General features: G+C 58.8%; 12 protein-coding genes and 1 pseudogene. 2 read left to right on the top strand and 11 right to left on the bottom strand.

What is annotated here, in order from left to right:
• The first annotated feature begins 274 nt into the window (after positions 1–274).
• Positions 275–1,333, top strand: coding sequence for an IS630 family transposase (locus AC0L7L_RS20470; RefSeq protein ID WP_272214540.1), 1,059 nt, complete (start codon positions 275–277; stop codon positions 1,331–1,333).
• Positions 1,334–1,452: 119 nt separating this feature from the next.
• Here the strand turns inward: AC0L7L_RS20470 and AC0L7L_RS20465 are convergent, their stop codons facing one another.
• From AC0L7L_RS20465 to AC0L7L_RS20430, 8 genes are all read right to left on the bottom strand, one after another.
• Positions 1,453–1,695: a hypothetical protein gene (locus AC0L7L_RS20465; RefSeq protein ID WP_272214541.1), complete on the bottom strand. Its 243-nt coding sequence runs from the start codon at positions 1,693–1,695 to the stop codon at positions 1,453–1,455.
• A complete protein-coding gene (locus AC0L7L_RS20460; protein ID WP_473514096.1) occupies positions 1,667–2,527 on the bottom strand; it encodes a sugar ABC transporter substrate-binding protein in 861 nt (286 codons plus the stop codon). The genes AC0L7L_RS20465 and AC0L7L_RS20460 overlap by 29 nt, the downstream gene beginning before the upstream one ends.
• A 41-nt stretch (positions 2,528–2,568) precedes the next feature.
• On the bottom strand, positions 2,569–3,714 hold the full coding sequence (locus AC0L7L_RS20455; protein ID WP_473514094.1) for an ABC transporter permease: 1,146 nt from the start codon (positions 3,712–3,714) through the stop codon (positions 2,569–2,571).
• On the bottom strand, positions 3,711–5,195 hold the full coding sequence (locus tag AC0L7L_RS20450) for a sugar ABC transporter ATP-binding protein (RefSeq protein WP_473514092.1): 1,485 nt from the start codon (positions 5,193–5,195) through the stop codon (positions 3,711–3,713). Before AC0L7L_RS20450 ends, AC0L7L_RS20455 begins: the two co-directional genes overlap by 4 nt.
• 39 nt (positions 5,196–5,234) lie before the next feature.
• Positions 5,235–6,344 carry a Gfo/Idh/MocA family protein gene (locus AC0L7L_RS20445; RefSeq protein ID WP_272214547.1) on the bottom strand — a complete coding sequence of 370 codons (1,110 nt, stop codon included), beginning with the start codon at positions 6,342–6,344 and terminating at the stop codon, positions 5,235–5,237.
• 216 nt (positions 6,345–6,560) lie between these two features.
• Positions 6,561–7,739 carry an AraC family transcriptional regulator gene (locus AC0L7L_RS20440; RefSeq protein ID WP_272214548.1) on the bottom strand — a complete coding sequence of 393 codons (1,179 nt, stop codon included), beginning with the start codon at positions 7,737–7,739 and terminating at the stop codon, positions 6,561–6,563.
• A 121-nt stretch (positions 7,740–7,860) separates the two neighbouring features.
• Positions 7,861–8,706 carry a sugar phosphate isomerase/epimerase family protein gene (locus AC0L7L_RS20435; RefSeq protein ID WP_473514088.1) on the bottom strand — a complete coding sequence of 282 codons (846 nt, stop codon included), beginning with the start codon at positions 8,704–8,706 and terminating at the stop codon, positions 7,861–7,863.
• Between the two features lie 361 nt (positions 8,707–9,067).
• Entirely contained in the window at positions 9,068–9,463 is a 396-nt protein-coding gene (locus AC0L7L_RS20430; protein WP_473514086.1) for a L,D-transpeptidase family protein, read from the bottom strand.
• A 109-nt stretch (positions 9,464–9,572) separates the two neighbouring features.
• Here AC0L7L_RS20430 and AC0L7L_RS20425 point away from each other — a divergent pair, with 109 nt between their 5' ends.
• Positions 9,573–10,490 carry a LysR family transcriptional regulator gene (locus AC0L7L_RS20425; RefSeq protein ID WP_473514084.1) on the top strand — a complete coding sequence of 306 codons (918 nt, stop codon included), beginning with the start codon at positions 9,573–9,575 and terminating at the stop codon, positions 10,488–10,490.
• A 247-nt stretch (positions 10,491–10,737) separates the two neighbouring features.
• Here AC0L7L_RS20425 and AC0L7L_RS20420 read toward each other — a convergent pair whose 3' ends face one another.
• From AC0L7L_RS20420 to AC0L7L_RS20410, 3 genes and pseudogenes are all read right to left on the bottom strand, one after another.
• Positions 10,738–10,962 carry an integrase core domain-containing protein gene (locus AC0L7L_RS20420; RefSeq protein WP_473514262.1) on the bottom strand — a complete coding sequence of 75 codons (225 nt, stop codon included), beginning with the start codon at positions 10,960–10,962 and terminating at the stop codon, positions 10,738–10,740.
• Between the two features lie 293 nt (positions 10,963–11,255).
• Positions 11,256–12,484 (bottom strand): annotated as a pseudogene (gene uxuA, locus AC0L7L_RS20415) (mannonate dehydratase).
• Positions 12,485–12,486: 2 nt separating this feature from the next.
• A complete protein-coding gene (locus AC0L7L_RS20410) occupies positions 12,487–13,557 on the bottom strand; it encodes an L-idonate 5-dehydrogenase (RefSeq protein WP_272214553.1) in 1,071 nt (356 codons plus the stop codon).
• Positions 13,558–13,955 lie beyond the last annotated feature (398 nt).

Here is a 13,955-nt window from a genome sequence, read left to right as displayed (position 1 = left end):
TCCTTGCCGCTCATCCATGGAAACTCGATCAAGGATTAAGGGAAGATGCACAATGTGGGGGCGAAACAGCAGTTGCGGTTGTGACCCGAGGACTACAGGATTTCAGAGATGACCGGCAAGTGACCCGTTATCGGTCGTTTGGAGGAGGCTGCCGAAGCTGCCTCCTACCGGTCCGGACGCTACGGAGGACTTATACCAGACTTCAATAATTCTGACTCTCGTGCTTCCAAAAATGCGACGAATCTGAATCGATGGTGCAAACAGGAGGTTTGCGATGGGTTCAGCGATTTCTCTTCGGACAGATTTCAGCGGGGCTGAGTTGCGGCCTCTGGCTCGGCAGACACGCAATGCCGACCAGGCCCGGCGTCTCCTCGCGCTTGCATCGATCTATGATGGCGGATCACGCGGCGATGCCGCCCGGCTCGGCAGCGTTACGGTTCAGATCGTACGCGACTGGGTGGTGCGCTTCAATGCTCGCGGACCCGACGGCCTGATCAACGGCAAGGCTCCGGGCAAGCCTTCTCTCCTGAACAACGATCAGCGAGCGGCCTTGGCGCAAGCGATAGAGCGCGGACCGACACCCTATCTGGATGGTGTCGTGCGCTGGCGTCTGTGTGACCTGGCCCGGTGGATTTGGGAAGAATACCGGATCTCGGTGAGTGAGGAGACCCTGGGTCGCGAAGTTCGTGCCATGGGCTACCGCAAGCTCTCGGCTCGCCCAAGACACCATGCGCAGGATCCCGAGGCGGCCGAGGCATTTAAAAACTTCCCCGCCGCTGTGGCAGAAATCGTCGCCGGTCCCCCCAAGGGCAAAGTGATCGAAATCTGGTTTCAGGACGAAGCCCGCATTGGTCAAAAGAACAAGATCACCCGCCGCTGGGCCAAGCGGGGATCAAGGCCGTCCGCGCCACACGACCAGCGAACCCGATCGGCCTATATTTTCGGCGCGATCTGCCCCAGGCACGGCAAGGCCGCAGCTCTCGTCATGCCGTGGTGTGACACCTATGCCATGAACCAGCATCTGATCGAGATATCCCGCAATGTCGCCGAAAACGCTCACGCCGTCCTCATCATGGATCAGGCCGGATGGCACATGTCCAAAAATCTCGTCGTTCCTGAAGACATAACCATCCTGCCACTGCCGCCCAAATCACCCGAACTGAACCCGGTCGAAAATATCTGGCAGTTCATGAGGAACAACTGGCTCTCAAACCGCGTCTTCAAGTCCTACGAGGATATCGTCGACAACTGCTGCTACGCCTGGAGAACACTCCAGGACCGACCATGGAACATAATGTCGATCGGTAGACGCAAATGGGCACAAGAGTTCTGATCAATGACGATTGGTATTAGAGCGCCGTGCGTCCATTCGGACGCACAAAGGACGCTCTAACCTATTGAATCTACGCATCGTGCTTTCCGAAAATCGATTCCGATTTTCGGACCGATGCGCTAGTAGTCCGGGTTATCGCGAAACTGCGGATCGTTGATGTCGTAGACGAAGGCGCCCGCATCGCGCTTGGCCATGTAGTCGTCGTGGAAGAACGGCACCAGCTTGTCGCGGTCGATGTTCTCCTGATTGAAGGGGATGACGGACACGAACACCGCCTTCTTGTAATCCTCGCCGGCGAAGTAGGCCTTGATTTGCTGATGCGCGATGTCGGCCTCAAGGGTCGCTGTTTCGTTCACATCCATGGTGACCACGCCGTCCTCGACCCAATCCCAGGACTTCTCCTTGCCGTTGGATGCGCCGAGCCAGTATTCGGACGAGATCGAGCCCGGCCTCCTCGAAGGCCTGCAGCACGCCGGCCATCATCTCGTCATTGTGGACGTAGACACCGTCGAAGCCGTCCGGACCCAGGCTGGTGATCGCATCCTGCATCACCTTCTTGGCCGGGTCGGCGAACCAGCCGCCCGAGCCCCAGAACACCACCTGCAGGTCTTCGCCGCCGGCGCCCTTGACGCCGACATTCTCGGCGAGATTACCGATGTCCTTGCCCTGCGCATCATAGGCTTTCAGGAAACCCTCTGTCTGGCCGGAGGCGGTGCCCTGGCCGAGCTTGCCCTCAATCATGATCAGTCGATTGACGCCGTGCTTCAGGGCCGACTCGCCGGCATATTCGCCGATCTGGACCCAGTCGTAACCGGCAAAGCCGGCAAGACCCGGCTCGTTGGGCGGATTGTGCGTCAGGTGGAACTCGGGAATGCCGGCGTCATGGGCGAGATTCAGTGTCCGCGAGGTGGTTTCCGGCGAATTCTGCACGACCAGAAGCGCGTCAACGCCCTGGGTGATGAAGTTCTCGACAGCGGCGATCTGTTCCGGCGCGGTGCCCTGGCCGACAACGTCAAGCACCGTCCAGCCCTGACGTTCCGCAAGAGTCCTGAACACCTCGTAACCGGCTTTGTAGAAGTCATCGGAGGCATCCATGTAATAGCCAATGACCTTGTCTTCGGCCTGCGCGCCGCTGCCAATGGCCATGGCGCCGACGGCAATGGCCGTCATCAGTGAAAGTGTAAGCTTCTTCATTTTCCTTCTCCCTCTTGTGTTTGTGCTCCGCCCTCTGGACGTCACACGTTTTGCTTCGGCCTTGCCGAGAGCATCTCCTGCCCTTGCTGGTTTCCACGCTCGCCTTCTGCCGCCGCCCGTGCACCCGCCCTTTCCCGTTTCAGCGTCCGGTAGTCGGAAATACGCCGGGAAACGTCTCCGGCCGAGACGGCGATGATGATGATCAGTCCCTTGGCCAGGAACTGCACCTCCGAAGGCAGCCTCAGCATGTTCATGGCGTTGGCGATCGAACCGAGGAATATGACGCCGATCAGCGTGCCGACGACGTTGCCCCGCCCCCCGGAAAGCGCCGTACCGCCGATGACGACCATGGCGATGGTGTCGATCTCCAGGCCCTGTCCGAGCGTGATAATGCCGGTATTGATGCGCGCCAGCAGCATGGTGGCGCCGATGCCGACCAGCAGACCCTGGATGCAGTAGACGGCAAGCTTCATGTTCTTGACGTCGATGCCGGCCAGGAAAGCGGCCCGCGGATTGGTGCCGACGGCATAGATGCGCCGCCCGAACTTGGTGTAGGTCAGCATCAGACCGCCGATCAGCGCGACCAGGAAAAAGATCAGCACATAAGGCGGCACCCGAAGCGCCAGCCCGGTGATCGGGTCCCTGGCGCCGTCGATCAGGTTGACGGTCAGAAAATCGAGCTCGCCCTTCATCACGACTTCACGCGAATTGGACAGGAGCAGCGCAATGCCCTGGAACGAGATCATGCCGCCAAGCGTAATGATGAACGGTTCGATGCGGGTGCGCGAGATGATGAACCCCATGATCGCCTCAAGCACGATCGCCGCAGAAATTCCGAGCGCGATGGACGGCACGACGCCGAAACCCCAGCGCGAGATGCCCAAAGACACCACGATCGAGACCAGCGAGGCCAGCATGCCGACCGACAGATCGATGCCGCCCGAAATCATCACCATGGTCATCGACACCGCAATGATGCCGGGCACCGCGACCTGCTGGAGGATGTTGAGGATGTTCACCGGGCTGATGAAGGTCGGATATTTGGAAAATCCCGAGGCGATCAACTGCCAAAGCACGATGATGAAAACAAAGCTCAAAAAGATCGAAAGCACGGTCAGGTTCTCGTGCCGCTTGAACAGCGACGTCTTGACGACCGGGGTGGAACTGGTGTTGTCGCGCGTACTCACTCTTCCTGATCTCCTATTGAAAGGGTGAGGATGTTCTCTTCGATTATCTCCTCACCGGTCAGTTCCCCTGCGATCTCGCCCTTCTTGAAAACGATCACGCGATCACTCATCGAGATCACCTCCGGCATGTCGGAGGAGACCATCAGGATGGCCTTGCCCTGCTTCAGCAGATCGACCATGACCTTGTAGATTTCCTGCTTGGAGCCGACATCGACGCCGTGGGACGGTTCGTCGAAGATGAAAATCTCGCCCCCGGTGTTGAACCACTTGCCCAGCACCACCTTCTGCTGGTTCCCCCCGGACAGGTTGACGGCCCGGGTGCGGGCGTTCGGCGCCTTGATGTTCAGCCGTTCGATGTATTTCTCGCCGACGGCCTCGTCTTCGCCGGGCCGCGCGATGAAATTGCGCGTGTTCACCATGTTGGCAACGGCGACGTTCTCGCCGATCGACTTGGTCAGAAACAGGCCGGTGTTCTGGCGGTCCTCGGTGATGAAGCACATCTTGTTGCGGATCGCCGCCTTCGGGCTCGAATGATGGACCTTTTCGCCGTCGATCAGAATGTCGCCATGAACGATCGGCGCGCTGCCGAACAGCACCTCCATGAGTTCGGAGCGCCCGGACCCGACCATGCCGGCAAAGCCGAGAATCTCACCGCGGCGCAGGTCGAACGAGACATCCTTTACGCCGTTACCGGTGACGTTGCGGACCGAGAGCCCCACCTCGCCCGGTCGAATGCGCTCGCGCTCGTAGAAGGTCGAAGGGTCGCGCCCGACCATATCCTTGATGAGTGTCGATCTGGCGAGGCCGGAAATAGGATGGACGCTGACCTTGCGCCCGTCCCGCAGGACCGTCGCCCGGTCGCCGATCTCGAACACCTCGTCGAGGTGATGCGAGATGTAAATGACGCCGATGCCGTTGTCGCGCACGGTCCTGACGATCTCAAGAACCGTGTCGATTTCCCTGGCGGAGAAGGAGGCCGTCGGCTCGTCGAGGATGACGAGGTTCGAGTTGAACAGCACCGCTTTGGCGATCTCGACCACCTTCTGCTGGCCGCTGGTGAGATCGCGCATCTTCAGATCTGGCGACAGGTCGCTCTTCAGAAACCTGAGAACCCTTTCGGCCTGTTCACGCATCTTGCTACGCTGCTGAAGGCCCCAGCGGGTGATCTCGGCGCCGGTGAAGATGTTCTCGGTGATCGAGAGGTCGTTGAAGACGATGTGTTCCTGATAGATGGTGTGAATGCCCAACTGCAGCGCCGAGCGCGGCGTCAGCGAAACCGGCTTGCCGTCAAACAGTATCTCGCCGCCTTCGTCCGGCTTATGTGCGCCGGAGAGGACCTTGATCAGCGTGGACTTGCCCGCGCCGTTTTCTCCGCACAGGCAGTGCACCTCGCCGCGCTTCACGTCGAAGGAAATGTCCTCCAGCGCCCGCACGCCGGGAAACGTCTTTGAAATGCGTGACAAACGCAGTATTTCGTCCATGGTCCCCTCCCTCGGCCGAACGGCGGTTACTTTCCTGTCTCAGCGTTTGTCGAAGTCGGGCACCTTGACGATCTCTCCGCCCTTGAGCGCCGACTGGTGGGCGCAGATGCCGACCGAGGTCCAGTTGGCGGACTGCTCGACATTCGGGAACGGGTCGCGGTCCTCGAGGAGCGCATTGATGAACTCGTTCACCAGGTGTGGATGCGAACCGCCATGCCCGCCGCCCTGAACGAAACTGAGATGTTCCTCGTCGACGATGCCGCGGGTGAATTTCCTGATTTCCTCGGGCAGCCGGTGCGCATAGTCCGGCACCTCGACGTACTCGGCGATCTCTGGTTCGGGCCTGTTTGCAGTGTGCAGCACCGGGTTCTCGTCGGTGATGAGCTGCCACTCGAAGCTCTTCTTCGAGCCGTAGACGTCGATCGACTCGCGGTACTGGCGCGCGGTGTCCCACAGGAAGCGCCAGACATGGGCGGCGACGTCGGAATCCTTGATCTTGATCTGGCAGGTTTCGACGGCGAATTTCGAGCCGGAGCGGGAAGCGCACTCTTCGTTGACCGTGCCGGAGCCGAAACAGGAGACATAGTCGGCCATGCCGTCGACCATGGCCATGAGCGGGGCGACGACATGGGTGGCATAATGCATCGGCACCATGTCCTTCCAGTAGTCGGGCCAGCCCTCCATATTCTGAGGGTGCGAAGCCTGCAGGTACTGGATCTTGCCCAGTTCGCCCTTGTCATAAAGCTCCTTGATGAACAGATATTCGCGCGCATAGACAACCGTTTCGGCCATCATGTATTTGAGCCCGGTCTCACGCACGAGGTCGACGATCTCCCTGGCCTCGTCCAGCGTCGTCGCCATCGGCACGGTGCACATCACGTGCTTGCCGGCCTTGAGCGCGGCAATGGTCTGCGGCGCGTGATCGGGGATCGGGCTGTTGATGTGAACGCAGTCGACGTTCGGGTCGGTCAGCACGTCGCGGAAATCCGTGTACCGCGTTTGGATGCCGAACTGATCGCCAACCTCGTTGAGCCTGGACTTCGAACGCTGGCAGATCGCCGTGACCTCGGCTTTCGGATGCGCCTGATAGATCGGAATGAATTCCGACCCGAACCCAAGTCCGATCAAACCAACTCTTGCCTTTTCCATGGTAACCCCCAGTTTCTCCTTGGCTTGGAGTATTGAGGAGTTCTCAGTATTTTAGAATGAATATTTGCGCTAAAATCCTGATGAATTTTACCTGAACTACAGAATGTTCAAATTAATACGCAACAGATGAATGAGTTTCGAATTTTATACAGTTAATCGGACCGCTGCACTTTGTGCAGCAGCCGACGGCCTTCCTGTCAGATACGGCGTTTGCAGTCAGTCCGGCAATTTGGGCAAGGCGCGCCCTTTGACCTGTTCGCGGTATTCGCGCGGCGTCAGGCCTGTTTCCTTCTTGAAGAACACGCTCAGATACTCGGGGTGCTGGATGCCGAGCGCTTCGCTGATCTCGGACAGGGACATGTCCGTCTCAAGCAAGAGCTCCCGGACGGCATTCGTTCGCACGCGCAGGATCTCCTGGTGCGGGGTACGATCGAGCGCCTTACGGAAACGCGCTTCGAGCACGCGACGCGACAGCGGCACGATGGCGAGGATGTCTTCGACCCTGATGTTCTTGTGGGCGTTCTTCCTGATAAAGGCGATGGCTTCGGCAACATGGCGGTCCCGCACGGTCAGCATATCGGTCGACACACGCTTTCGCACGCCGAGCGGCTCCACCGAGTGCTTGCGTCCCGAAAGTTTTTCACCGAGCATCAGGCGGTCGAGGATTTCGGCGGCATAGGCGCCGGCAGCGAATGAATTGGGAATAATGCTCGACATGGTCGGCGTGGTGATCTCGCACAGAAGCTCGTCATTGTCGACGCCGACGATGGCGATATCCTCGGGCACCATGAATCCGTAATAGCGGCAGATTTCGACGAGCTGCTGTCCACATGCGTCGTAGCACGCAAAGATACCGACCGGCTTTGGCAGCGCGTTGAGCCAGGCGCGGATCGCCTCGCGCTGGGTCCACCACCGCACGCGCGGCTCCTCGCGCTTCGGCAGGTTGTAGATCCGCGATTTGATGATATCGGGGTGGCCGAGAATGCGTTCGAAGGCGTGCTGACGCCAGATCGACCAATTGTAGAACGGGTCGCCGAAAAAGGCGAAATTCTGAAGCCCGCAATCGCGCAGATGGTTGAGGGCGAGATGCGTGATCGCCTCGTCGTCGGTCTCCACCCAGGGTATTCCCTCGATCAGCCGGGCGGCGCTCACATCGACCGTGGGCACGTTCATGGTCTTGATGATCCGCGCCATCTGGTCTGTTTCGATGCGGGCTATGACGCCGTCGAATTTCCAGTTTCCGACAAAAGACTCGTCGATTTCGTGGCGGCCATGCTCGGTGAGATAGAGCGTCCAGCCGCGCCGGGTGCGGGCATATTCATGAATGCCGTGAAGAATGCCGCGCGCATAGCTGTTCGACGTTTCGATAATGAGTGCGATATTTCTCTCGTCCACCGTCCTCTCCCCCTTCCCTGCGCCCCCCTGCGTCGCTCAAGGACGCCTTGCCGCCTGACGCCGTGCGAAACCGGATCATACAGTCCGGTTCCTCGCACTCCCAGCGAAATGGCAAGGGATATCAGCCGAGCAGACTGCGAAGGTAATTTGCCCCGGCGCTGGCCAGTTCGTCCTGGGAGGGGGCAAGCGGGCGCCAGATGGAGGCCGCCTTGGCGATCTCGACCGCGCCCGGCGTAAAGGACTCGATGACGAGGGCGCCGTCATATCCGATTTCGACAAGCGCATCGCGGATGCCCTTCCAGTCCTGGTGGCCTGAGCCGGGAATGCCGCGATCGTTCTCGCAGGCGTGCACGTGGACGAGCCGCTCGCCAGCGGCGCGGATCGCCTCGGGGATGCTCTTTTCTTCGATATTGGCGTGGAATGTATCGATATGGAAGCCATAGGCGGAACTGCCGACATCATCGATCAGCGCCAGCGCCTGTTCGGTCAGGTTGACCATATCGCTTTCGAACCGGTTAAGCGGTTCGACCCCCACCGTGACGCCTGCATCCAGGGCCACGCCCGCAATGTCCTGAAGGGTCTCGACGCACCATGCCCATTCCCGCTTCTTCTCGACATCGGGCACCAGGCGGGTCTTGCCGACAGCAGAATAGACCGGGCCGCAGAACAGCGTGCTGCCGACGGCCTCCGCGAACCCGATGCTTGAGCGGATGTAGTTCGCGCCGTTGGTGCGGATCGCCGGATCGTCGCTCGCTATGTCCCGCGTGGGCCCGAAGGCGCCGCAGACCGTGATCGCAAGGCCGTTGTCGGCTGCGACCTTGCGCAGCAGCCGCGCGTCAATGAGATCGGCATCGTCGAGCGCAACCTCGAGCACGTCGAAACCCATCCTGCTGATCTTGGGAATCAGGTCGAAATCAGCCGTCGTAAATGGCGACGTCCAGACCCAGGTGTTCACACCGATCTTCATTGCACACTCCTCCTCCAGGCCGTGCTTTGTGGCGGCCGCGCGCGGATTTCCGCGTCGTTATTGTTGGGCTGACATTGTCATGCAGCAGCGCGCCGGCGTGAAGGAGCATTCGCGCGAGATTTGTGAGATATTTGACCGCCATTTCGTCGGATGCGCGTCAATCTGTGGCTCGGGGCACGCAAAGAACGGATTTCAAACATGTTTGTTAAATGTCGGGTGAGATTGAGCCAATTTCTCGTTTCGCCATGATCCACCGTCGATTTGAGAAGCTTTTTGTTATTCGGCGCGGCACCAGGCCCCCACACGTTTTAAATATTTCAAAGACTTATCATGCCGATCGGCGTCGAACCCCTATGACGGCTTACAACCCCGGCCATTCCTTTTTGGCGGCGATTGTCGCCTCGCCCTGAAAATTAAACGCCTCGACTTTTCCGACGCCGACGCCATAGCGCAATGCGCGACCATTCTCCCGAACCAGGTAGAGGAAACGCTCATTGGGGTCCACGACGACGGTTCCAGGCGCATATTCGGTCGCATAGGACACTTCTTGCCGCAGGAACTTCGGATCCACTTTTTCAACATCAACCGCATGAACCGGATATGGTTCGGTCGTAATCTCGCCATACACCGCCCGATAAGCTTCGTTGTTGGCGGGGATGCTGGAAATCGGCTCAACAACTGCGGCAGACTCAATAGAGGTACAGCCCCCCGCAAGCAGCGGAAATCCGATCATAAAAGTACGCCTGTCTATCGACATCTGAAAACTAACTCCTTCGGCAATGATGGTTGTTTTCAGGTGTAAGACAGGTAGCGAGAATGATGTCTATTCGCTATGGTTTGATTTTACTCATAACCAAGAGATATGTATGGACATCAACGCCGCCTTGCGCGCCTTCGTCAGAACCGTGGAAAAGGGGTCAATGACAGGCGCTGCACGCGACCTCGGCATATCGCAGCCAGCCGTGACCAAACACCTCCGCAACCTTGAACATCACGTCAGTGCGCGCCTGCTGGAACGTTCATCGCGATCCGTCCGTCCGACAGCCCACGGTCTGGCGCTCTACGAAGCGAGCCGCACAGCGCTGGCCTCCATAGAAGCCGCTATTGAGGGCGTTCGCCGCGATATGGGAGAAGTCGAAGGCACGCTCAGAGTACACGCGCCTTCCTGTCTGGGAGCCGAGCATCTTCACCGTATGGTGATGGAGTTTCAGGACGAGCACCCGGCCGTCGTGGTGGACCTTGTTCTCGACAATCGCCACGTCGATTTGATCTACGAAAATTTCGACCTCGCAGTGCGGTATGGAAAGCCGGAAAGTCAGGCGTTGATTATCCGCCGGATAGGTTTGATACGCCGCATCCTCGCGGCCTCCCCTGAATACCTGCAACGGAATGGGCCGATCGACAGTCTGGAGCGATTTTCGGCCATGGGCATCGTCACGACGACGACTATTCTATCGCCGCGCGATACGCTCACGGTCTGCCAGAGCGATACGAATTTCGAGGTCCAAGTCCAGCCCGTACTCAGAACCAACAACGCGCAGGTTATCAAGGCCAGTTTGCTGGCAGGGCGCGGAGCCGGTCCGGTTCAGGTGATCCTCGTTGCCGATGAGCTGGCCGATGGACGTCTCGTGCGCGTCCTGGCCGATTATGAGGTAAAGCCGACCGATGTGTTCCTGGCATACCCATCTACGAAGTTCATGCGCCCGGTCGTACGGGCGTTCACCGATTTTGTCATTCCGAAGCTTCGAGCCGTGGAAGGCATTGACGCAATCTCGCGCGCATAATGTTGCGTTACCCCTGACATCTGTTTCGCCACGACCCACCTTCGATACGAAAAACTTTTTTGCTTGTAGCTATTTGCGCCTGCTCAGGTGAGACAAAATCTGCTGAAAATCATCACACGAACGATCCGGAGAATACAGCAACAACTTGCTCTCGCGTGGTGACGCCGAGTTTAACCCGCGCATTCTGAAGTGGTCCTGTTTTTTCGGACAGGTTTGCGGCTCAGCTAAGATGCATCGGGGTTAGGTTTCATGCCGCTTGGTTCATCTGCATCGCAGTAAAGTATGCCTCGTCGGGCGTTCGTTTTTCAAGCGCGGTGTGTGGCCGCTCAGCGTTGTAAAATCCGATCCAGTTGTCGATGATGCGTTTGGCTTGGAAGCCGTCCTGCAATTCGTGCAGGTAGACGGCCTCCTGCCTCAGGGGTCGCCACAGACGCTCGATAAATATGTTGTCGAGGTATCGCCCCCGACTGATGCCATCGAGATTGCGTCAGAGCCCCATTACAACGCCGATGTGAGAGCGGCGGTGCAAAATTAGTCCACGGTAGCGGCGGGATTGTTCCGCTTCGGGCGGTGTAAAACCCGGCCACCTATTTTCCTTCTGCAACGTATGCAGGAGGGTTGAGGGATCTATACCGTGTTGGTGTGGACGGCTGTTCCGTCTCAACGCCCTTGAGACGGAACAGTTTACCAGGTGTTTTTCGAGCTCTCCGCGCAATAGCCCCGTGGAGCCCCAATCGAGTAAAGCCGCCTAGGATCGAGCGCTGTCTATGGTGTTAGGAACGACCGCGACCGTTCTGCGCTCCACTCGAATGCAGCGAAGAGGCCTCGAAGCTCTGCAAGACCTTTAAGTCTGCCAATCGAAGGGTATCCCGGTTGCGCCTGCCGGCCGATATCGTCGAGGATGTCCTGTCCGTGGTCGGGCCGGATCGGAATGGACCAGTCCGATCGCCCTGCGTCTTTGCGGCGGTGCTCTTCTTCGACGACTGCGGCTACAAGCGCGGCCATGTCGGTGTGTCCGGTCAGATGCTGATCCTCATAGAAAGAGTTCATCACGGCCTCGCCCTCAATCGTGACATTGCGGAGATGCATGAAGTGAACGCGGTCGCCGAGCGCCTTCATGATCGCAACGGGGTCGTTGTCCGGGCGCGCGCCCAGCGCCCGGAACACAGCGTCACGCCGTTCGCCGGCAGATCCACTGCGTCCAGGATCTTGCTGTATTGCGCCTCCGTCGACATAATTCTTGGGAGCCCCAGAAGCGGAAAGGGCGGATCGTCCGGGTGGCAGCAAAGGCGTACGCCCAGTTCTTCGGCAAGCGGCGCGACCTCCGAAAGAAAGTCGATCATGTGGCCCTGAAGCTTCTCCTCGCTGATATTGTCATATTCGCCGAGCTGGGTTCTGACATCGTCCAGCGAGAAGCGTTCTGCTGCACCCGGAAGACCGAAGACCACATTTCCGGCAATCGCCTCCTTGTCGGCTTCGCTCATCTGGGCAAATCTGGCCGCAGCGGCTTCGCGGACATCGTCCGGAAAGCTTTCAGCAGCACCGGGGCGTGCGAGAATGTGAATGTCATATGCGGCGAAGTCGATCAGGTCGAACCGCATGCAGCGCGCACCGTTCGGCCGCTCCCAGGCCAGATCCGTGCGTGTCCAGTCAAGAACCGGCATGAAATTGTAGCAGATCACCTCGATACCGGCGGAGGCCAGATGCCGCATCGATTGCTTCCAGTTTTCAATATGTGTTCTCCACGCGCCCTTCTGCTTCTTGATGTCTTCCGAAACGGGAAGGGATTCGACGACGCTCCAGGCAAGTCCCGACAGACGCCCGTTTGCCATTTTTGCGATCTGCTGCTGACGAAGCTCGATTTCCGCAGGGCTCCATACCGCGCCCGTCGGGACATGATGAAGGGCCGAAACCACACCCTCGACACCCGCCTGCATCATCGTTTCAACTGTTACCGTGTCTGCTGGACCGAACCAGCGCCATGTCTGTTGCATTGTCAGGCCTGCTTTTCTTCTGTTTCGTCGAGTGCAATATGGACCTTGCAACTTTTGCTCTTGTCCAGCGCAAGGGCGAAGGCCGCGTCGGCCTCGTTCATCGGATAGGTCCCGGTGATGATCGGCCGCACATCGATCTTTCGCGATCCGATGGCATTCACGGCATCGGCGAATTCGCTGTCGAAGCGGTGCGTGCCGATATAGGAAATTTCGCGGGCGACCATGCGTCCGACCGGCAATTCCATCACGCCCGCAACGCCGACTTCAACAAGAACCCCGCAAGGCTCCAGCGCTTCGATGGCGCTGATCACCGCTTGCGCAGCCGCAGAGCACTCGAACGCCATGTCATAAGGGCCCTCTTCAGATACACCGTTGGGCCGTGCCTTGAGATCGATGGTGACATCGGCCCCCATTTTCCGTGCGACCTCCAGTGCTTCCGCATTAAGATCGGTGGCGACGATATGAGCTGCACCTGCTGCTTTCGCCGCTGCAATCGTCAGGCAGCCGATCGGGCCGCAACCGGTGACAAGAACATTGAGCTTGTCGACGCCGGCGGGAACGCGCGAAACCGCGTGCAGGCAGACCGCGAGCGGTTCGGAACACGCTGCTTCGCCAGCACTGATACCTTCGGGGAACGCAAAGCACTGGGCTGCGTCGACTGTGAGGTACGACCGGTAGAGGCCCTGTTCATGCGGCAGATGCATCGCGCTGCCCATGAAATGCATATCCGTGCAATGCCGCTCCATTCCCGACCGGCAGAAACGGCAGTGCCCGCAGGGACGGCTGGGATTGACCGCGACCAGCGTGCCGGGAACCAGCGCATCGACACCCTGACCGATCGACTCGATGCGGCCAGCTGCTTCGTGGCCCAGTATAATGGGCTCGCGGACCCTGATCTGCCCGACGCCGCCATGCGCAAAATAGTGCAGGTCCGACCCACAGATACCGCCGCGCTCCATGGCGATCCTGACCTGTCCCAGTCCCGGGGCAGCAGCCTCACATGTTTCAAACCGCAGATCCTGCTGTGCATGAAGACGCAGGACATCCGCCTGTTTCACCGGCATTCCAGACATAACGAAAACTCCCTTTTCAGTTTCCAAGACAGAAACTTTCAACTTCTGTTTCGAGAGAAGTGGATGGTGTCTGGCCAGAGACGACGCGCGAAAGCACGTGCCTGCGGTTCTCGGCTCGATTGAGTTCGAGCGCTTCCCATCATCGCTTCTCCTCCCATTCAGCCGCACACGCTGGCCGCGGCTTCTGCCGCCGATTTTGTGTTTGCCTGTCAGTTCATCTTCAAAACGGCTTTACACAATCGACAAACAATCATATACACATTGTTAGACGATTTAAAAGACATTGACAGTCAATTTTGAGGATCGTTTACGGGAGGATGAATCATGATGCCTGCATCGCCGGCATGGCTTCGCCGTGTATCCAATGCGCGCTGTAGCCACAGAGCTAACGTCGCCAC

Source organism: Martelella sp. K41-7 (assembly GCF_055808365.1).
This window is presented reverse-complemented; position numbering and strand designations above follow the sequence as displayed.